This is a genomic window from Paenibacillus paridis, assembly GCF_006345825.1.
Classification (GTDB): Bacteria; Bacillota; Bacilli; order Paenibacillales; family Paenibacillaceae; genus Pristimantibacillus; species Pristimantibacillus paridis.
Map to the genome: position 1 here is coordinate 168,341 of NZ_VCIX01000091.1, position 21,477 is coordinate 189,817.

Sequence of the window (21,477 nt, forward strand, 5' to 3'; positions counted from 1 at the left end):
TTGTTTCCCGTGTCCCAAGGGCCGTCGGGATCGGAATACGTTTTTCAACATGTGTGGGATCTGGGGAACCTTAGCGTTTGTGCTTTTTCCATTGGTGTTAACCCATGCTGGTCTGGAATCGATGCCTTAAGCATTGGTAGAAGGAAATTCGAAAACAGCTCGTACATTACAAGTATATCTAATAAATGTGATTTTTAAGGAAAGATGCACCAAACAAAAAAGTTTCGTAGTTCATCCAAAACCGCGAAGCCTTGTTGTAACAAGGTTTTTGTCTTTTCCTCATCAAATCTTTCATTATTCTTTTATTGTGCTTTAGTAGACTTGTCAGTGAATCGTTTATTCCATCAGATAGTACGAGAGGAGAATAAAGAATGCGTAGATCAGGAAAAAAAGCCTTGTCTATCCTATTGACGATAGTATTAGGATTAGGTGTTGTCGCACCTTCGGGGATTTTTGGAAACAACAAAGTGTTTGCGGCAAATGAGTTTTTAGGAAGTGGTACAGCAAGTAACCCCTATCTCATCGGAACTGCCGATCAGCTTAACCAGATTCGGGGAGCTTATTTGAATGCAGGTCTTTATTTCAAGCAGACAAAAAATATTGACTTGAGTACTAGCGATTATAAAGATAACTGGACTCCTATTGGTAATAATCGCGCGACGCCATTTAGGGGGAATTTTAACGGAAACGGATTTGCAATTAATGGATTAAAAATAAATACAAGTGGTAATAACTTGGGTTTATTCGGGTTGACAAGCGAGGAAAGTATCATTTCTAAAGTAAATCTAGAAAATGTGGACGTTACTGGAAATAATAGTGTAGGTAGTTTGGTGGGTGCAAATAGAGGGAAAGTTTCATATAGTTATGCCACCGGAAATGTAGGCGGAAAAGATAGAGTAGGTGGCTTGATTGGCGATAATGGCGTTGCGATTTCTAATGGGCATGCCATAATCGACAATAGTTACGCTCATGCTAGCGTTACTGGATCGGGCTTCTCTTCAGGCGGTTTAGTGGGTACGAATAGCGGAGCTATTAATTACAGCTACGCCACGGGAAATGTAACAGGAGATTATGCAGTTGGCGGTTTAGTAGGCAATAATGATGGAACGATTAGCTACAGTTACGCCACAGGGGAAATGATAGATGGTCAAAGTATTGGCGGCCTTGTTGGCAGCAATTCTACAAATACTGAAATAAGGAACAGTTTTGCGACAGGCAAAGTTAATGGTAGTTTTTCTTCAGGTGGATTAACGGGTTACAATTATGGAACGATTAGCAAAAGTTATTCCACAGGTGAGGTGAACGGAGGACAGCATGTAGGTGGCTTAGTCAGCAATCTTGAAGTTAGCGGAATAATAAGCGACAGCTTTACTACGGGGAAAGTGAGCGGATATAGTTTTGTCGGTGGCTTGATTGGCTATGCTTACAGTAATAGTAGTGGATCATATAGCAATAGTTATGCAAGTGGTCATGTGAGCGGAGATATTGCTCCTATCAGCCCTTTGACCAGCAATGGTGAAGGAAACAATATAGGCAGCATTTACCTAGACGAAAATATGAAGGGGCCTGTAGGTGGCTGGGATTTTAATACTCTTTGGGCGATAGATCCATCGCGTAACGGCGGATATCCTTATTTGCAAGATTTCTTGTTTCAATTAAAATATGACGGAAACGGAAACACTGGCGGGACCGTTCCGATTGACTCCAATTTATATCTACCTGGAGAAACGGCTAGCATATATACAGGGACATTAAATTTAGTAAAGACGGGTTATACCTTTATAGGATGGAACACACAAGAAAATGGAAATGGAAAGAGCTATAGTGGTTCTTTCGAGGCCATGCCCTATACAACCTTGTATGCGCAGTGGGAAGCCCAAAGCTCAGCTGCCACTTTGACTTCCGGTATCGGAATCGTGAGTACTGACGGAACAACAAATGAAACGATCACCAATATTCCGTCTGGAACAACATTAGCCGTATTAAAAGAAGAAATTATGCCAGCGACTAATGCAACGTTTGAAATCTACGATGAAGACGGAGCCACCGTTGCAACAAACCTAACCTCAGGAAAGAAAGTCATTGTAACCGCAGCGGATGGGGTAACGAAAGTTACATACATCGTGTCTGTCATAGCAAGCAGTGCGAAGGATATCATGTCATTTAGTTTAGCGGAGCAGACCGGAGCAGCAACAATTAATAAGACTGCACACACTGTCGAGATTCAAGTGGGGAATGCCACTGATGTAACCAACTTGAAGGCTACATTTACGTTATCCCCAGAAGCCTCTGCTAAAGTCGGCATGGTTGACCAAGTAAGTGGACTGAGTGCTAATAATTTTACAACTCCAGTTACCTATACAGTAAAAGCAGGGGATGGAAGCAGTCAAAACTGGACTGTAACCGTGAGAAAAAGCAGTGAGAAAGATATTATGGCGTTCTCATTAAACGCCGTTACCCAAACCAAAGCAGCTACGATCAATACGACAGATTTTACCGTAGAGATTGAAGTTGTATACGCAACCTCTTATAGCAGCTTGTCTAATTTGAAGGCCACATTCTCTCTATCACCTGATGCTTCAGCAAAAGTTGGCTCAATTACTCAAGTAAGCGGGACGACTGCCAACGATTTTAGGAACCCTGTTCAATACGTAGTAACTGCAGCAGATGGTAGCACCCAAGAATGGACGGTCTATGTCTCTATTGAACTAAGTAGCGCAAAAGACATTACAGCATATAGTTTTTCTTCGCAAACCAAGCCGGCAACAATCAACACGGCAGCTCGTACGGTCGACATAGAGGTAAAGTATGGAACGAATGTGACTAATCTGATTGCCACATTCACATTAACCCCAGCATCCTCTACAAAGGTAAACGGGACAACTCAAAGAAGCGGCACAACTTCTAACAATTTCACGAACCCGGTCACTTATGTTGTGCAGGCGGAGAACGGTACAAGGCAGAACTGGGTGGTTACCGTGACTGTTGCGCCGCCGAGCAGTGCCAACGATATCGTTGCGTTCAGCTTTGCTGCGCAAAACAATCCAGCAGCGATTAATACAACCGCACAAACGGTAGCTATTGAAGTAAAGCATGGCACTAATCTGAATGGATTAAAGGCTACATTTACGTTATCTGCAGGAGCTTCGGCGAAGGTTGGCTCCATAGCACAAGTGAGCGGGACGACGGGAAATGACTTTACTTCTCCCGTGATTTACACTGTCACTGCACAGGATGGCACAACGAAACAGTATATTGTTACCGTAACGGTGGCTCCGAGCAGCGCAAAAGATATAACAGCCTTCAGCTTTGCGGATTTGACGCCAGTGGTAACGGGTACGATTAGCGGGACAACCATTGCGCTTACTGTTCCTTACGGCACAGATCGAAATGGGTTGAAAGCCACGTTCACATTATCCGCAGGAGCCTCGGCGCAAGTTGGCTCCATAGCTCAAGTGAGCGGGACGACGGGAAATGACTTCACTTCTCCAGTGACATACACTGTCACAGCACAGGATGGCACAACGAAACAGTATATCGTCACCGTAACGGTGGCTCCGAGCAGCGCAAAAGATATAACAGCCTTTAACTTTGCGGATTTGACGCCAGTGGTGACGGGTACAATTAGCGGGACAACCATTGCGCTTACTGTTCCGTACGGAACAGATCGAAATGGAATGAAGGCTGCATTTACGTTATCTGCAGGAGCTTCGGCGCAAGTTGGCTCCATAGCACAAGTAAGCGGGACGACGGGAAATGACTTTACTTCTCCCGTGATTTACACTGTCACTGCGCTGGATGGCACAACGAAACAGTACACCGTAACTGTAACGGTAGCTCCGAGCAGCGCGAAGGATATAACAGCCTTCAGCTTTGCTGATTTGACGCCAGTGGTGACGGGTACGATTAGCGGGACGAACATCGCGCTTATTGTTCCTTACGGCACAGATCGAAATGGGTTGAAAGCCACTTTCACATTATCTGCAGGAGCCTCGGCGAAGGTTGGCTCCATAGCACAAGTAAGCGGGACGACGGGAAATGACTTCACTTCTCCAGTGACTTACACTGTCACTGCACAGGATGGCACAACGAAACAGTATATCGTCACCGTAACGGTGGCTGCTAGCAACGAGAAGGACATTACCGCTTTCAGCTTTGCAGAGTTGACGCCAGTGGTGACGGGCACGATTAGCGGGACAAACATCGCGCTTACTGTTCCTTACGGCACAGATCGAAATGGGTTGAAAGTCACGTTCACATTATCTGCAGGAGCCTCTGCGCAAGTCGGCTCCATAGCTCAAGTGAGCGGGACGACGGGAAATGACTTTACTTCTCCCGTGATTTACACTGTCACTGCACAGGATGGCACAACGAAACAGTATATCGTCACCGTAACGGTGGCTGCTAGCAACGAGAAGGACATTACCGCTTTCAGCTTTGCAGAGTTGACGCCAGTGGTCACGGGTACGATTAGCGGGACGAACATCGCGCTTACTGTTCCTCACGGCACAGATCGAAATGGAATGAAGGCTACATTTACGTTATCTGCAGGAGCCTCGGCGCAAGTTGGCTCCATAGCCCAAGTAAGCGGGACGACCCGTAACGATTTCACTGGGCCGGTTACTTATTCGATAACAGCGGTAGATGGGACTCAGCAGAACTGGGTAATAACGGTGACTAATAGTGCATCTTTAAGCCACGATGCCACGATATCATCTACCCTAGGGACCGTAAGTGTGGGCGGAACGGCGAACGAGAGCATCTCGAATATTCCGTACGGCACAACGATAGCTGTTTTAAAGGCAGCGATTATCCAGGCAGCGGGAGCGACTTTTGAAATCTTTGATGCCGATGGAACAACGATAGCAAGCAACTTAACTTCTAGTAGCAAGGTCATTGTAGTTGCGCAGGATGGCATAACGAAGGTTACTTACACGGTTTCTGTTAATGCTGCACCTCCATCCGGCGGCGGTTCTACGCCTCCAAGCGACCCAAAAGCATACTCGACGGATGGGAAGCTTACGGTTCCGGCTGGTAAGTCGGGAGAGGTTAGTTTGGGCAAGGAAATTATCCTCTCAATTCCAGCTAATGCTACCGATAAAGAGCTCAGAATTACGATCGACAAATTGACGGACACGCAAAACCTTCTCAAGAATAATGAAGTAATGATTACCGGGGTCTATGAGATTCTAAAAAACTTCAAGGAGAACTTTAATAATCCCGTTTCGCTTTCCATTGCGTTTAACCCTGCCCTCTTGAAGGAAGGCCAATCGATGGCTATCTTCTATTATGATGAATTGAAAAAAGGCTGGGTGGAAGTGGCTGGCGGAATAATAACAGGCAATTATATTACGGTGAAGATTAATCACTTTACGAAGTTTGCTGTAATCGCCACCGGCCAATCGCCAGTGGATGGGCAAGAACCGACGAAACATTTGAGCGACATTACAGGACATTGGGCGGAGACAGCAATTAAGCAAGCAGTAGGAAGCGGAATGGTTAACGGCTATCCAGATGGAACGTTTAAGCCCAATCACACCGTGACACGGGCGGAATTCACAGTGATGCTGATGAATACGTTGAAGCTTCAAGGACTAGATGCAGGAACATCGCCGGCATTTACCGATGAGGCGAAAATTGGGGCATGGGCGAAGAATGCAGTGGCGCAAGCCGTACAAGCGGGATATCTAAAAGGCTATGCAGATGGGTCCTTCCGTCCGGATGCAGCCATTACTCGCGCGGAAATGGCGATGATCGTTGCTAACGCATTAGGTCTGTCGTTACAAGCCAGTTCCGAAACGGGCTTTGCAGACGACAAAGCGATTCCGGATTGGGCAAAAAACGCAGTCTCAGCCGTCAAGATGCTTGGCATTGTGGGTGGAAAAGGAAACAATACATTCGATCCTAATGCCGGGACGACAAGAGCAGAGGCCGTTACCGTTCTTCTGAAAATTTTGGATCAAAAGAACAAGTAACTTAAAATAAAAGAATAATTTTGAAGTGAGGGTTATTCTTCAATCCGTTGATTCAACGGGTTGAAGGATAACCTTTTTGAATGGGTTGGCTCAAAATTCTTTAATTACCCTATTTAGATTGTGAAATTTTCGATGAAGATAGGCGGCATTTTGAACAGGCTCTTTTAGTGGATTAAGCCACTTTGCTTCGCTTTTTCCAGCATTTTGACGGAGTAGCGGTTAATCCATTTCTTTAAGGCGAGTCCCATAACTAGAGCGGCGCCAGCAAAAACCGCTAAGGCAATCAGGTCTCTGACGACAATATCCCACAAAATCCCGCCCACGGCCTCGCGCATCATGCTAATCGCATAGGTAAAGGGCAAGAACGGATGGATCGCTTGGAAAAAAGGCGGCGTAACCTGAATAGGGAACGTCCCCCCAGAGCCGGCGAGCTGAAGCACGAGCAGAACGATAGCCATGGCTTTGCCGACATTGCCGAATACGGACACCAGCGTGTACACGATAAGCATAAATACTGCGCTGAGCGCCAAGCCGAACAAGATGAACCACGTTTTATCCGCGACGTAAGCTTTGAGCAGCCAAATATCTCCAGCCGTCACAAGCACGGACTGAAGCAGCGCGATAGTAAGGAAAGTGAGAAAGCGGCCGAAATAGATGTGGTAGCTGCGGTACTTACGTTCTTCGTCATGGACATCCACGCTGAGCAGGGACACGAGCAATAGCGCCCCGACCCATAACGACAACGTCGTAAAAAAAGGCGACATCGCAGAGCCGTAATTCGGAATCGGATACAGCCGATTTTCTTTCAGGATGACTGGTTCTGCGAAGAAGGCCCCCTCGCGTTCCGCATCGTTCTTGAGGAGATCGACAAGCTCGTTCAAATTGCCTTCCTTTTCCAGGTCGCGTATGCGCTGTGCGAAATCTTTGACCCGCTGCTCAGCAGCAGGCAGGTTCTGCTTTATTTTCGCTAGTTCCTTGCTGCCGGTCTCGAGCCCCTTGGCGGCATCGTTCACGATTTGCAGGGCGCTTGGCATATTTTTGTTCGCTGCTGCGAGTATCGACTGCGCGTCCGCTGCGGCTTGCTTGGCTTTGCCTGCTGCTTGCTGGATGCGCGGCAAAATGTCGGAATCATAGCGGCTGAGCAGGTCGTTTAACATAGCAGAAGTCTCCGCCGACAAGGCGTGAAGCCGGTCGATGAGCGTCGCAGCAGGCTGCTCGCCCTTCTTGATGGCTGCATGAATTTGCTGTACAACCGCAAGCTGCTGCCCGAAGCGGGTATTGATTTGTTTTAAACGCTCAATAGTAGGCGTGAGGAGCTTGCTTCCCGCTGAAGCCGACTCATTTAAACGTTGCAGCAGCTTAATCGTTCCTTCCGTAACGGATACTGCGCTGGTAAGCCGCTTTTTGGCTAACGCAAGCGCGGCCTGTACGGTTTCCGGATCTACGTCCGCACCTTGCAAAACAGCAGTTAGCTCCTCGACCGCCCCAGCCGTTTGGAGCAGCAGCTGCAGATCCTGCTTGATGAGCGGGCCGGCTGTGTCGAGCGCAGCCGTGCTCTGGTCAAAAAAACTGCCCAGCTGCTTCGTGAATGCTTCCCCGTCCTTCGCGAGCTTAGCGGCCTTGGGCAGTTCGGTTTGGACGGAAGCGACGATTTTTTTCGATTTATCGAGGTCTGTCGATGCTAGCGCTACGGCTTCATTTATTTTAGGAATGAGCGCTTCTAGCTTGAACACGGTGCTTCTAACCTGCTCAATGGCCGGCCGGTTTTCTTCCAGCTCTATCCCGATCTGATTGAAAATACGAAAAATCGTCTCGTTAGCTGTTTTGACAAAGCTGCTGCGGACTTCCTCAATAATGCCGCTTGCTCCTTTTTGGGCAATTTTCGGTGAGACTGCATTTATTTTTTCATTTACGGCGTAATCCAGCTCCGCTTGCTGCAAGTTATCGGTCAGCACGGTCGCCATTTTGGCGGAGAAGTCAGCCGGAATCGTAATGCTGGCATAGTATTCGCCATGCTTCACGCCCGCAAGCGCGCTTTCCTCGTCAACGAAAACCCAGCCGATCTTCTTATTTTCCTTCAAGGAGGCAATAATTTCATCGCCTACTCTTATCGGTGTGCCGCGCAGCTCGGCGCCCTCGTCGTTGTTCACGACAGCAATAGCGAGCGAGCTAGTTTGCCCATAAGGGTCCCATGATGCCTTGATATTGAACCATGCATAGAGGGAAGGCAGGCAGGCGAGTCCGATAATAATGATGGCTGCGGCGCTATTTCGCACGATATGACGAAGATCTTTGGCGTATATGGACAAAATATGGCTCAATATGTTCGACCTCCCAAAAATGCTGCTCTTAGTATTTCTGATTTCGCCAAAATCTACCCATCTAAGCGAATATGGGAAATGAGCATAAAAAAAGCAGTAGTTTGGCAATACTTGCCAAACTACTGCTTCGAATGTAAAGGGAAAAATAGTTATGCGTATTCCACAATGGCCGTTCGTTTTTTTGCTTTGTGGTTACTGAGCCGCTTCGCGGCTCTCGCGTGCGATCTCGGAGAGCAGCTCGTAGGAGCGAAGTCGTGCGCCATGGTCATAGATCTGGCTAACGACGATCATTTCATCGGCTTCTGTCTCTTCCAAAATGGCGTTTAACCGATCCCGAACGGTCGCTTTCGTACCGGCAATCGTAAAGCTAAGCTGCTTGCGAACCATCATTTTCTCTTGTTCGCTCCATAGTCCGTCCATGCTATCCACAGGAGGATTGAGCTGTCCCATGCGCCCGCGGATCAGGTTTAGAAACGCCTGTTCTTGCGAAGTAGCGAGAAATTTGGCCGCTTCTTCCGTTTCGGCGACAATGACATTCACGCCAATCATGGCGTAAGGCTTCTCCAGCTCTGCGGAGGGACGGAAGTTGTCGCGGTAAAGCTTGAGGGCTGGCAACACGAAATCCGGCGCGAAATGGCTGGCGAATGCAAACGGAAGGCCATGATGCCCCGCAAGCTGCGCGCTAAAGCCGCTGGAGCCAAGTAGCCAGATCGGCACGCTCAGTCCTTCGCCCGGAATTGCCCTTGGCATCACCGCACGGGATTCATCGGTCGGATTGAAATAATGGCGAAGCTCATTGAGCTGTTCGGGGAAATCCTCGCCGTTGCTGCCAAGTCCGCGCCGCAGCGCTCGAGCGGCAATATGGTCCGAGCCGGGCGCTCTGCCTAGGCCGAGATCTATCCGTCCGGGATATATGGATTCAAGCGTTCCAAATTGCTCGGCAATGACGAGCGGAGCGTGATTGGGCAGCATGATGCCGCCGGAGCCGACGCGGATTTTTTCAGTACCCGCGGCTACATACCCAATGACGACCGAGGTCGCGGAGCTAGCGATGCCAGGCATGTTATGATGCTCCGCCAGCCAGTAGCGGTGATAGCCCCATTTTTCGGCATGCTGGGCCAAATCTAGCGTATTTCGGAAAGAATCGGCGGGTGTGCCGCCGGTGACGATGGGTGCAAGATCCAAGATGGACCAAGGAATCGTATGAATAGACATAGTCGATTAAACCTCCTAAGCAATGTGTAAACGGAAAGACCGTTTTCCGAGAGAGGGTAGGGTGGGCTTTGCGAAATTCCCGGATTAGACGGAAAACCCCAAGCGCCATGGAGAGGCGAGGGGCTACGTCAGTTGAGCAGAGAATTATTGCGGATTGGTTGTCCAAATGCCCGCAGTTTTAATGAATACGCGGTCCGGCAGCTTGAGGGCTGCGAGCACAAGCTCTGCCATATCCTCCGCTTGCATCATGCGGTCCTCGTCACCGATTTTGAGTCCGGCGTTCGAAGCCAGCTCGGTGTTGACGGTACTTGGCGTCAGTGCCGTAACACGGATGTTCGATTTGCGAACCTCCTGCATGAGCGCCTCGGTCATGCCGATGACGGCGAACTTGGACGCGCAGTAAGCGGAGCCCGTGGCGAAGCCGCGCTCACCCGCCGTAGAGGCAATGTTGATAATGCTGCCGCTGCTTTGCGCAAGCATCGTAGGAAGCGCGGCGCGTGTCACATAGTAGGTGCCCATAACATTGGTCTGAATAATGCGTTCCCACTGCTCAGGCTCCATGTCTAGGAGTGTGCCGAACGTTCCGATACCGGCGTTGTTGATCAGAATATCGATGGAGCCAAGGCTCTCCTTCAAGGCTTCTACCGCTTGATCCACGTCTGATTTTACCGCTATGTCCGCAGTAGCAATATGTACGCTAATCCCGTGTTTGCTAGTGAGCTCTGTTTGAAGGGCTTCCAAGTCGGAGCTTGTCCGGGCAACCAGGCCGAGGTTGACGCCTTCTGCGGCCAATGCCGTGGCAATCGCTTTGCCTATTCCCTTGCCTGCGCCGGTAATGATGGCTGATCTATTTTTTAATTCCATGCAGATCTCTCCCTTGTCTTGCGTTTTGTTTAATTCGTATGAACCAGCCTAGGTATGATATCCTTTTAACAAGTCATGACATACGTTAAGCTCTCTTATTATGCTACACCACACGGAAGGCAAGTATCAACTTTTCAGAAATATAAGCTTGATCGTGTGCAGGATACACCAGATTTCTACACCCGCGATAAAAGGTTGCTCTCTTTCGGCAGAGAAGGGCTACGCCGTTATAATTTAGTGGGAATTCCTCCCGTTAAAAAAGCACTATTCATCTTGAAATTGAAATAGCGGGAATAACTCCTGTTAATACAACGGCATAATGCCTTATGGGTCCTTTTATCCGAAATTAAAGGGAGAAATTCCAGCTAAACGGCACAAAATCCTAAATTCAATGAAAATAGAGGGAGAAATTCCAGCTAAATTTTAATGAGGGAAGTCGTATATATAAACGGTGCGAGATCGGACGCAGGGGAATTTGTTGAGAAACGTTCGGCAATATGGATATATTGCGAAAGAAGCTATTATTTTTCGAGTTTATTCGATATCGATCTAATGATTTGGACACTAAAGGAGTCGTTGACGTTGGGAGATCAGCATTTTAAAGAAACCGTGGAATTGACCTTGAAGGTGATTGGCGGCAAGTGGAAGCCGGTTATTCTTTGCCATTTGACGGAGGGGACGCACCGCTTCGGCGAGTTAAAACGGGAAATGCCCGCCATTACCCAAAAAATGCTTACGCAGCAGCTGCGTGAATTGGAGGAGGATGCGATTATCGACCGAAAGGTCTATGTGCAGGTGCCTCCTAAGGTTGAATATTCATTAACGGAATACGGGTTAACGGTGAAAGAACTGCTCAATGTCATGTCGCAATGGGGAGAGCAGCATCAGGAAAGACACCTGCGGGGGCAGGGGGAATAGGAGAAAAAAACTTCTCATAGTTACCAAATGGGTACTACGTTCCGTAAAAGTGCGTACTGTTTTATTTGCCTATGACGGTCTAGAATAGGGTTTGTTAGTGAAACAAACACAACCTATGAGGAGTGAACGATAAATGAAATTGCAATTAGCGCTTGACCTTGTTGATATTCCGGGTGCAATTGAAGTCGTGAAGCAAGTGGAGTCTTATGTGGATATCGTAGAGATTGGTACGCCGATCGTTATTAACGAAGGACTTCATGCAGTCAAAGCGCTCAAGGAGGCTTTTCCCAACCTTGCGGTGCTTGCGGATTTGAAAATCATGGATGCCGGCGGCTACGAAGTGATGAAGGCAGCTGAAGCTGGCGCGGATATCGTTACGATTCTTGGCGTAGCTGAGGATGCGAGCATTAAAGGTGCGGTTGAGGAAGCCAAAAAACAAGGCAAACAAATTTTGGTGGATATGATCGCGGTGAAAAACCTGGCAGAACGCGCGGCGCAGGTTGATTCGTTTGGCGTAGACTATATCTGCGTACACACAGGTTATGATCTGCAAGCAGAAGGGCAAAATTCCTTTGAAGACCTTCGCACCATTAAAGCCGTTGTCAAAAATGCAAAGGTAGCTGTTGCTGGCGGGATCAAACTAAGCACGCTGCCGGAAGTCATTGCTGTTGGTCCTGACCTGGTTATCGTAGGCGGCGGGATCACAGGACAAGCCGACATGCAAGCGGCTGCTTCCGAGATGCAGCAATTGATTAAACAAGGGTAATGAAGATGTCCAATTCCTCCAAACTGGCCGTAGTCTTGGACGAGCTGAATCGTGCTGCAGAGCAGCTAGCAGGCGAACAGCTGGAGCAGTTAGCTGAAGCCATCGGCTCTGCAGGCCGCGTATTCGTGGCAGGGGCAGGGCGTTCCGGTCTGATGATGCGGGCGTTCGCGATGCGGCTTATGCATTTGGGCCTTGACGTGTATGTGGTTGGCGAGACGGTCACCCGCAGCTTAAGCAAGGGGGATTTGCTCTTGATCGGCTCAGGTTCGGGCGAGACCAAATCACTGGTGCCGATGGTTCAAAAAGCGCGAAGCTTGGAAGCCCGCGTAGGGGTGTTGACGCTCTCCGAAGCTTCGACCATTGGCAGACTGGCAGATATCGTAGTAAAGCTGCCTGGCGCGCCAAAGGATCAGGATGGGGAAGATGCGTCAACGGTTCAGCCTATGGGATCTTTGTTTGAACAAATGCTACTGCTCGTATGCGATGCCGTCATTCTGCGGCTGATGGACAAGCAGGAGCTGACAGGCAAAGCCATGTACGGCAATCACGCGAATTTGGAATAGTTAGATCGAAATGAGAGAGACAAGCCCAGCGGTCATGTTGACGGTAGGCGGGTCTCTTTTTTTGTTGACCAGCTAGCTAGCATATATGGTAATATCAGAGATATTACTGCCGAAATCCAAACGAGCTACAGATCAATGCGCAAGCGTTTGCATATTCAGAAAGGGAGGACTTCGCCTGTATCAAACCTATATTTTTGATTTGTACGGCACATTAATTGATATACAGACAGATGAAGAAAGCCAGCAGCTGTGGGAGAACATGGCCCTCTATTTTCGTTATAACGGCATGAATGTTTCCGGCCAAGCCCTGCAGGCACTCACACTCTGCCATATGGAGCAGCACTTGGAAGCGGGCAGGAGGCGCTGCGAATACCCCGATTATGTCATAGAGGATGTATTCGCTGACGTCGTGAGGAAGCTGAAAGGGCGTGCGAATACAGCGTGGCTGCAAGAAACGGTCAGATGGTTCCGAATATTGTCGATGCGTAAGCTGATGCTCTATGAAGGGGCTATCGAGGTGCTTACGGGTTTAAGGCATCGGGGGAAAAAGATCTATTTACTCTCCAACGGGCAAAAAACGTTTATTGAAATGGAGCTGAAATCGCTGGGGATCGACCATTGTTTCGATGGAATAGCGATCTCGTCGGTGGCCGGGATCAGTAAGCCCGACCCTCTTTTTTATGCGTATTTATGCGGAAAATATCAAGTCAATTTATCCGCCGCGCTGATGATTGGCAATGATCCTCGAACGGATATGGAAGGTGCCCGCCGGGCGGGCATTGACGGCTGTTATCTTCGTACAAGCGCGTCTCCTGCGCATTTATTGGAAACTAGAAGCAAGTGGCTGATCGAAGATGGAGATCTGCGCAAGATTCCAGGCTGGCAATAGCCGAACAGGGCTAACGCCCCCAATCTCCCAAGCTTCGAATCACGGAGTCGCTTTTCCCTGAATGCAAGAGGGGCAGAACGGCGAAGGCCAGCCTAAAGCGAAGGCTCTCAATAGGGTCCTTAAGCTTAATGCCCATCAGCTTCTCGCATTTGTCCAGTCGGTAAATCACGGTATTCCGGTGGACAAAAAGCTGTTTGGCTGTTTCTACGAGCTGGCACTGGGTGTCGTAATACACATGAAGCGTGCGCATCAGCTCCTTTTGCTCATTCTCCTCCATTGCAGACAAGCATTGGAATGTTTCATCGTAAAATTGTTTCAGCTCATCGTAAGGGATCATTCGGAAGAGATAGCTGATGTCCTTAGGCTGATACGATTGGATGAACCTCGTTTTTTTCATTTGATACCCGATATGAAGCGCCTTGACAGCCTCGTTATAGGAAGTGCCAATATCCAGCACATTCGTCACCGGATTCCCTATGCCAAGCGAGATGCCCAGTTGAGACTGCAAATCCAGCTGCTCCTGCATGGCTGCCAATTGCTTCAGGAAAACACTTTCCTCCCATTCCGATTCCCTAATGCACAACAGCATGCCAAACAAATCATTTTTGGTGAACATGACGGGCGCGTCTCCAAGCTGCGAGAATTGCCGTTTAATCAGATCATACTGGACATCCCGCTCTGAGATCAGACGCTCGTCAGTAAGTGGCGCAGCGTTTTTTGCCATGCTTGTCGGCGAGCCGGAATTTTCGTCTTTGCGGGCAGCGAGGAGCAACCAAGTCTCCTTCTGCTTGAGGCCGTATTTTTTGCCGCGATGGAGTGCTTCTTGCTCTGAGCTGATAAATCCGTCGATCAAATCGGAAAAAAATTCGTTTTTGTACCGGCGTGACCGTTCCTTCACGGCATGGAGCTTAGTCATCTCCATGCCTATGACATTGGCGGCTTGCTCCAGCGTTAAGCTGTACTGGGCCGAAGCTGCCTGGTGGGGCTGGAAAGCGATGAGATAGCCTTCATGGCGATACGTGAATACCGGATAAATGGCCATGTAGCGATGCTTTCGCAGCACGGGGTCAAGCAGGCAGAGCTGAACGGCGGCAGGCAAGGCTGGAATATCGCTTAACAGCTTATTGGCGGCTGCCATTAGCGGCTGCAAGCTCGGCTGCTTGAAATGATGGGAATGTTCGGTCACCTGCAGCTTGCTGCCGAGCAGGAGGATAGGCGAGGATAGGAGCTGCGTCAGCGCGCCAATCATTTGGGGAATGCCGTTCCCTTTCATGATCATTTCGGAGAACTGCTTATGAATGGTCAGCGAATATTGCAATTCATCGTTTTTGTTATCCAAGATCAAGCTGGTGGAGCGCTGCAAGACTTCGCCAAGCGAATACTCCACGGAGGAGATTTCGATGATCGGAAAATGAATCCGATTGGCTTCGTCGATCACCTCCTGCGGAATGTCCAGCGCAAACCGTTTAGTCTTGACCGCGAGCCCCGAGCAATTCAGGTGATTCATTTTGCACATGAGCTCCAGCAGCATGGAAGGTGTCTCTTTCATGAAATAACCGTTCGTAAGCAGCAGCTCACCGGGTCTTAAGAAATGGATAATATCAGGCGCATCCATAATATTAACGGTCTGAATGGTACGCGTTAAGCCGCTATGGCCTGCAATAACGTTTGCTTTGGCAAAAACGGCATTCGAAAGCAATTGCTCAAGCAGCATAGGGTCCATCCTTCCATTTATAGTTATGATATAAAAACTAACACCGATTGCGCTTGTTGTAAAGGGTATGCTGGACGAATGATCCAAAGAGTAGAAGAACCTTTGGATCTATTGAACAATGACAGCAGTTAAATGAAAAGTTATGCTTTTTCTACAAGGATATATGTAAATAAACATGACATGTGGGAGGGGTTGTACTTTGTTGCTCCCCATCAAATCTTCATTAAAATGTGCCAGTAGAGGTGAGAGCATTGCTTGATTTACTTCTTACACAAGTACGTCTTCAACAGGAAACCGCACTTATGGATGTCGGCGTAAGACAAGGGCATTTCACGTATCTTGCCCCTAGCCAATCGAATCATAGGCCGGAGGCGCTTCAAACGGAGGATGGAGCAGGAGGGATGCTGTTACCGGGATTCATAGAACCGCATATACACCTGGAGAAGGCTTATCTGCTCTCTCGCATGGAGCAGGAGGCCGCATCCTTGCAAGATGCGATTCGCATGACTGCGGAGATGAAGCATGGGTTTACGAAGGAAGACATGCAGGCGAGATCGCTCGCGGTTATCCGCGAAGCCGTTCGCTGCGGTGTCACCCATATGCGCTGCCACGCCGAGGTTGATCCCATTCTTGGGTTGTCTGCGTTTGAAGCGGCGCTTGAGCTGAAGGAGCGAGTAAAGCAGGTATTGGACTTGCAAATCGTTGTTTTCCCGCAGGAGGGCATAGCCGAGTGCCCTGGAACGGCAGAGCTTATGGATGAGGCCATGCGCCTTGGAGGGGATGTCGTTGGCGGCATTACGTATCAAGATGCTGATTTGAAGGAGCATTTGCGTTTTGTGTTCGATTTGGCAGAAAAGCATGGCAAGCCTATCGATTTCCATGCTGATTTTTCAGATAATCCCGAGCAGCTCGCCATTGCAGACATTGCGGACAAAACGATAGCGGCAGGCATGCAGGGCTTGGTGGCCGCAGGACATGTCACTTCGCTTGGTTCGCTGGAGCATCATCGTGCGGTATCGGTCGTGGAGCAAATCAAGAAGGCGGACCTCCAAATCATGAGTCTTCCAGCTACCGATTTGTACATCAACGGCAGAGGCGACCTGGAGAGGCCTAGGCGCGGGTTAACGCCGATCGGCCTATTGCTTGAGCATAGCGTCAATGTCGTGATCGGGGTGAACAACGTGCGCAATCCGTTTACCCCTTTCGGAAAGGCAGATCCGCTGGAAACAGCGTGGCTGGTCGCAGTTTCCTCTTATATGGGAGGCGAAGCCGATGCTCGGCAATTGATTCATATGCTGACGGATGGGGCGGCTAGAGCGCTTGGCGTGCAAGACTATGGGATTCGTATCGGGGCGAAGGCGGATATGGTGCTGTTCGCGGTACAGACCGAACGCGATATTTTGCTGGATAAGCCAGAGCATCGAACGGTGTGGAAACGAGGCGTGAAATCGGCCGAGACGCGGGTATCCAGCGAGCTGCAAAGGTTTTGATGAAAAAAACACATATAGAGGAGTGGGTTTGAGGATGAAGAAGCTAAGCGGCAAGAAGTGGACACTGGGTTTATTGGTCGTTGTCATGATGTGGGTACTGGCAGCATGCGGCGGTGGCAATGGCGGCGGCAAGAATGCAGAAGCGGCTAACGCCCCGGCTTCCAGCGCTGGAGCTGCCAGCAAGGAGCCGATTCTAATCGGCATGTCAACGGAAGCGACGGGCGATAACGCAATGAACTCAGTTAACCTGTATCAGGGTGTTCAAGTAGCGGTCGATCAAGTGAATGCAAAGGGTGGAATCGATGGGCGCCTGGTTGAGCTGGTCGTGCGCGATACGGAGCAGAACCCAACGCGCGGCATCAGCATTATCCGTGATTTTAGCCAAAAGGAGAAGGTGCTTGCAGCTATTGGCGGTTTTCACAGTACGGTTATGTTGGCGCAATCGCCAATCATTATGGAAGAAAAGTTTCCGTTTATGGTAGCCACCTCAAACGTTCCGGCATCGGTTGAATCCGGTATGCCATGGACGTTCGGCGTTCGGATGAACGCGAATATAACGGCGCAATATGCACTTAAATTCATTAAAGAGCATTTCCAGACGACAAAAATCGCGGTATTGCACGAGAACGGCGGTTACGGCAAGGGCGCGGCAGCCGCTATGACCAAGGTGCTGGAGGCGGAAGGGCTGAAGCCGGTTGCGGTCGAGTCCTTTGATAATGCCAAGGATAAAGACATGACCGCGCAGGTCAACCGTGCAAAGCAAGCGGGAGCCGAGGTCATCTACTTATTCGGGCAAGGCGCGGCGAATGGGTACGTGCTGCAAGCGATGGATAAGCTCGGCTGGAAGGTGCCGATCGTAGGCGAGAACGGCATGGCGAACAAGGGTGCCCAAGAAGTTGGCAAGGAGCTGGCGGAAGGCACGTATGCGATTCAAACGGCTAACTTCAACGTGGATCAGACGCGTGAGACGGCAAAAGTGTTTTTGGCAGACTTCACGGCGAAATTCGGCCACATTCCAACCACCTTCGCCTCTGCGGCACAAGGCTATGACGGTGCGATGATGCTGTTCCAAGCGATTGAGAAAGCGGGCTTATCCGGTGATTTGGCGAAGGACCGCGAGGCGATCAAAAATACGCTGGAGACGAATCTGGGCACTTACAGCGGCGTAATTAAGGATTGGGAGCAAGCCTTTACCCCTGAAAATCACGATGCGGTAGATGTGAATTCCTACCTTATGTGCGTATGGAAGGACGGCAAGCTGGTTATTTCGGATAAGCAATAAGTTACTTCGCGGAAGAGAGGGATGGACATGTCGCTTATACTCCAGCTTGCCATTAGCGGGCTTTCGGTCGGCTGTCTATATGCCTTGATTGCACTCGGCTACAGCTTGACGTTCGTCGTGAATGGCACGCTGAATATGTCGCAAGGACAGCTGGTTATGCTTGGCGGGGTGCTTATGTTCGGCTTTGCCGAGCTAGGGCACCTGCCCTTCTTCGTTTCCTTTATGCTGGCAGCGCTAATCGTTGGGCTGTTGAATTTAGGAATCGAAAGATTGGCAATCCGAAAGTTCGACAAAGGCGTGAATTCAATCGAATGGGTGCTCAGTACGATAGCGGTTGGCATTATTATTCAAGACGTTGCTCTTTATGTAAACGGTCCGGATGAAGGCGTTACTCCTTCGCCCATGGGTGATGAGATGCTGCGTATTGCTGGAGCGGGGATCTATTGGAAAGAGTTTGTTTTTCTGCCGGTCGTTGCGGTATTGCTGGTGCTGCTCATTTTATTTTACAAAAAATCGCATTGGGGCTTATGGCTTCGGGCAACGGCGGACAATCGCACAGCTGTAGAAATAATGGGCATTAGCAGCAACAAGATCGTGGCGGTTGCTTACGTGCTGAGCGGTTTGCTGGCAGGCATTGGCGGAGCCTTGATGTCTACGAACTATGCCGTTTCCGTAGATATTGGGCTTCCGCTCGGGCTTAAGGCGATATCGGTTGCGATTCTCGCCGGGGTTAACAATCCGAAGGGCATCGTCGCGGCAGGCTTGATTCTAGGCATTTCCGAGGCTTTCATTGGCCAGTACATCTCTACGGCATTCAGGGAGATGTTTGTGTATGGTTTGGTTATTCTGGTGCTGTATTGGAAGCCGATGGGGCTGTTTAATGCGCGCAAAACGATAGTGAAAGTCTAGTGAGTTTAAGTCAGGGGGTGTGCAGATGATTCAGCTCATAGAGCGGAGCGCCGGCTACCGTGCAGCCGCAGGGTGGATCGTCGGCCTCGCGGCCATTGGGATGCTTGCCGCAGGGCCATGGATGGTCGATACGTATTATTTGAACTTATTGTTTATGATCGGCATATTCGTTATTACATGCACGGGCATGAATATTTTAATCGGCTATTGCGGCATCGTCTCCATTGGCCATGCGGGCTTAATGGCCATCGGCGCATATATGTCTTCTTTTCTCAGCACCAAATACGGCTTGTCCTTCTGGAGCGTTGCGCTGATCGGCATGGTCGTTTCGCTTCTCATTGGCAGCTTGATCGCCATTCCAACCATTCGAGCCGGCGGCGTCTATTTATCGATGATTACCATCGCCTTCGGGGTCGTAATTCATGAGGTGCTTATTCGGTGGGATGCTTTCTCTGGCGGCCCGCTTGGCATATCAGGCATAGCCAAGCCGCAGATCGGCAGTTATACCTTCGATCTGAAAGGCATGTATATATTTGTGCTAGTGATTTCAGCAACTGCGCTTTTGCTTGCTCGCAATTTGCGGCGCTCCTCCTGGGGCAGGTCGATGATTGCGACGAAGGAAAATGAGATTGCCGCTGCGTCGCTTGGCATTCGCAAGTTTGCGGTCCAATACGCGGGCTTCGCCATCAGCTCGGTGCTAGCAGGGCTATCTGGCGCAATTTATGCGCATGCCAATAGCTTTATCAGTCCAGATACGTACAACTTTCAGACCTCAGTCCAGCTGGTTCTAATCGTTATTTTAGGAGGAGCAGGCCGAGTGCTGGGCCCGGTAATCGGCGCGGTTATTATCGTGTTTTTGCCGGAGCTGCTTGATATGGAGAAGCTGCGTATGGCACTATACGGAGGCATTATGTTTGCCGTGCTATTTTTTCTGCCGAAGGGCATCGTCGGTACGCTAGATGGCTGGCTTAGCCCGCGCTTGAGGCGATATGCAAGCGCCAATCCAAGGCAGGTGTTGTCGCCGGAAGAGGCCAAAGCGTTGTTTGCTTCCCCTGTACGAGCGAGCGGCCAGCCCATTCTTATGCTAGAAGGAATCCAGAAACATTTTGGAGGATTGCATGCTTTAAAAGATGTGAGTCTTACGGTCGAGGCGGGGACCATACATTCGTTGGTCGGTCCAAATGGGGCCGGCAAAACCACGCTGCTGAATGTCATCAGTGGATTATACAGCTCAGATCAGGGTCATTATACGCTACGAGGGCAGCCGCTCATTCCGCGTTCCTTGTCGGCAGTTGCCGAGCTAGGGATTGCAAGGACGTTCCAGCATTCCCGTTTGTTCAAAGAGCTTACCGTCCTTGAAAATGTGATGACAGGCCTAGCTAAGCGAGCGCAAAGCGGGCTTGGGGCATCCCTCCTAAGATTGCCCGGGCAGCACCGCTCCGAGCGCCTCATGGTGGAGACCTCGCATGCGCTGTTGGACCTGATCGGCTACGAAGGCGACCGGCATATGCCGGCTAGCCAGCTCCCGTATGGGCATCAACGGATGGTAGAAATCGCGCGTGCGCTGGCGACGGCTCCTAGCCTGCTGCTGCTCGATGAACCGGCAGCCGGCATGACGGCTTTGGAGATTGAGCAGTTGGAGCAACTGCTTCGCAAGCTTGTCGGCCATGGCTTGACGGTTATTTTAATCGAGCATCATATGGACTTTGTGCAGCGCGTATCGGATACGGTGACTGTGCTTGATTTTGGGAAAATAATCGGAACGGGCAGCCCGGAGCAAATGCTTAGCGATCCGCGAGTTATCCAAGCTTATTTGGGCTCAGAGGAGGTGGCTGCCAGTGCTGAGCATTAAAGGACTTGAAGTGCGCTATGGCGCTATCCACGCTTTGAAGGGCGTAGACGTGGAGCTTAAAGAAGGCGAGATTGCAGCTGTAATCGGCTCCAACGGTGCGGGCAAAACAACGCTTCTGCAAGCGGTGCTTGGCCTTGTAAGACCTAATGCCGGCGTCATAGAGCTTGGCGGCAAGCCGATTACCCGTATGTCAGCGAACAAAACGTCAAATCTTGGCGTATCGCTTGTTCCGGAAGGCCGGGAGGTATTCGGCACCCTGACGGTTACTGAGAATTTGCGCATGGGGCTGAAGAAGAAAATCGGGTCGGTCACGAAGCGGCAATTCGAGAAAGAGCTGGAGCTTGTATTCGAGAGGTTCCCCCGTCTGCATGAACGCCGAAATCAACTGGCCTTTACGCTTAGCGGAGGCGAGCAGCAGATGCTCGTTCTCTCGCGTGCCATGATCAGTAAACCGAGGCTACTGCTGCTCGATGAGCCCTCGCTCGGGCTCGCTCCTATTATCGTCAATGAAATCTTTGCTACCATAAACGAATTGGCATACGAAGGAACGGCGATTTTGCTAGTAGAGCAGATGGCGCATAAAGCGCTGTCCATTGCGAAGCGAGGTTACGTTGTTGATAATGGAAGTATCGCATTACAGGGTTCGTCTACCGCTTTGCTGAATGATGATCGTATGATTAAAGCCTATTTGGGCGCACATTAACTAAATGATGACGTAG

At 49.8% G+C, this 21,477-nt stretch carries 14 protein-coding genes; 10 read left to right on the forward strand and 4 right to left on the reverse strand.

Annotated elements, in window-relative coordinates:
• Positions 1-371 precede the first annotated feature (371 nt).
• Positions 372-5,975, forward strand: a complete 5,604-nt coding sequence (locus tag FJQ58_RS20845) for an S-layer homology domain-containing protein (RefSeq protein WP_139996742.1) — start codon at positions 372-374, stop codon at positions 5,973-5,975.
• Between the two features lie 164 nt (positions 5,976-6,139).
• Here FJQ58_RS20845 and FJQ58_RS20850 read toward each other — a convergent pair whose 3' ends face one another.
• The 3 genes from FJQ58_RS20850 to FJQ58_RS20860 all read right to left on the reverse strand — a co-directional run bounded on the left by FJQ58_RS20850 (position 6,140) and on the right by FJQ58_RS20860 (position 10,375).
• The gene (locus FJQ58_RS20850) at positions 6,140-8,296 is read right to left on the reverse strand and encodes a YhgE/Pip domain-containing protein (protein ID WP_139996743.1); all 2,157 of its coding nucleotides are present in this window, start codon (positions 8,294-8,296) and stop codon (positions 6,140-6,142) included.
• A gap of 192 nt (positions 8,297-8,488) precedes the next feature.
• A complete protein-coding gene (locus FJQ58_RS20855) occupies positions 8,489-9,511 on the reverse strand; it encodes an LLM class flavin-dependent oxidoreductase (protein ID WP_139996744.1) in 1,023 nt (340 codons plus the stop codon).
• 144 nt (positions 9,512-9,655) lie between these two features.
• Positions 9,656-10,375 carry a 3-ketoacyl-ACP reductase gene (locus FJQ58_RS20860; protein ID WP_139996745.1) on the reverse strand — a complete coding sequence of 240 codons (720 nt, stop codon included), beginning with the start codon at positions 10,373-10,375 and terminating at the stop codon, positions 9,656-9,658.
• 552 nt (positions 10,376-10,927) lie between these two features.
• On the opposite strand from FJQ58_RS20860, the gene FJQ58_RS20865 reads away from it, so the two are divergent.
• The 4 genes from FJQ58_RS20865 (at position 10,928) to FJQ58_RS20880 (ending at position 13,511) form a co-directional block, all read left to right on the forward strand.
• Positions 10,928-11,293, forward strand: a complete 366-nt coding sequence (locus FJQ58_RS20865; protein WP_202915303.1) for a winged helix-turn-helix transcriptional regulator — start codon at positions 10,928-10,930, stop codon at positions 11,291-11,293.
• A gap of 133 nt (positions 11,294-11,426) precedes the next feature.
• On the forward strand, positions 11,427-12,059 hold the full coding sequence (gene hxlA / locus FJQ58_RS20870) for a 3-hexulose-6-phosphate synthase (protein WP_139996747.1): 633 nt from the start codon (positions 11,427-11,429) through the stop codon (positions 12,057-12,059).
• Positions 12,060-12,064: 5 nt separating this feature from the next.
• Positions 12,065-12,622: a 6-phospho-3-hexuloisomerase gene (gene hxlB, locus FJQ58_RS20875; protein ID WP_139996748.1), complete on the forward strand. Its 558-nt coding sequence runs from the start codon at positions 12,065-12,067 to the stop codon at positions 12,620-12,622.
• Positions 12,623-12,707: 85 nt separating this feature from the next.
• Positions 12,708-13,511, forward strand: a complete 804-nt coding sequence (locus FJQ58_RS20880; RefSeq protein WP_238404217.1) for an HAD family hydrolase — start codon at positions 12,708-12,710, stop codon at positions 13,509-13,511.
• Positions 13,512-13,521: 10 nt separating this feature from the next.
• Here the strand turns inward: FJQ58_RS20880 and FJQ58_RS20885 are convergent, their stop codons facing one another.
• Positions 13,522-15,225: a PucR family transcriptional regulator gene (locus FJQ58_RS20885; RefSeq protein WP_162341653.1), complete on the reverse strand. Its 1,704-nt coding sequence runs from the start codon at positions 15,223-15,225 to the stop codon at positions 13,522-13,524.
• A 251-nt stretch (positions 15,226-15,476) separates the two neighbouring features.
• Here FJQ58_RS20885 and FJQ58_RS20890 point away from each other — a divergent pair, with 251 nt between their 5' ends.
• Genes FJQ58_RS20890 through FJQ58_RS20910 form a run of 5 tightly spaced genes read left to right on the forward strand, consistent with a single transcriptional unit; the run spans position 15,477 to position 21,461 of the window.
• Entirely contained in the window at positions 15,477-16,715 is a 1,239-nt protein-coding gene (locus tag FJQ58_RS20890) for an amidohydrolase family protein (RefSeq protein WP_139996750.1), read from the forward strand.
• A 34-nt stretch (positions 16,716-16,749) separates the two neighbouring features.
• On the forward strand, positions 16,750-17,997 hold the full coding sequence (locus FJQ58_RS20895) for an ABC transporter substrate-binding protein (RefSeq protein WP_139996751.1): 1,248 nt from the start codon (positions 16,750-16,752) through the stop codon (positions 17,995-17,997).
• A 27-nt stretch (positions 17,998-18,024) separates the two neighbouring features.
• Positions 18,025-18,906: a branched-chain amino acid ABC transporter permease gene (locus FJQ58_RS20900; protein ID WP_162341655.1), complete on the forward strand. Its 882-nt coding sequence runs from the start codon at positions 18,025-18,027 to the stop codon at positions 18,904-18,906.
• A gap of 25 nt (positions 18,907-18,931) precedes the next feature.
• On the forward strand, positions 18,932-20,758 hold the full coding sequence (locus FJQ58_RS20905; protein WP_139996753.1) for a branched-chain amino acid ABC transporter ATP-binding protein/permease: 1,827 nt from the start codon (positions 18,932-18,934) through the stop codon (positions 20,756-20,758).
• Positions 20,745-21,461, forward strand: coding sequence for an ABC transporter ATP-binding protein (locus FJQ58_RS20910; protein WP_202915304.1), 717 nt, complete (start codon positions 20,745-20,747; stop codon positions 21,459-21,461). The genes FJQ58_RS20905 and FJQ58_RS20910 overlap by 14 nt, the downstream gene beginning before the upstream one ends.
• Positions 21,462-21,477: the final 16 nt, after the last annotated feature.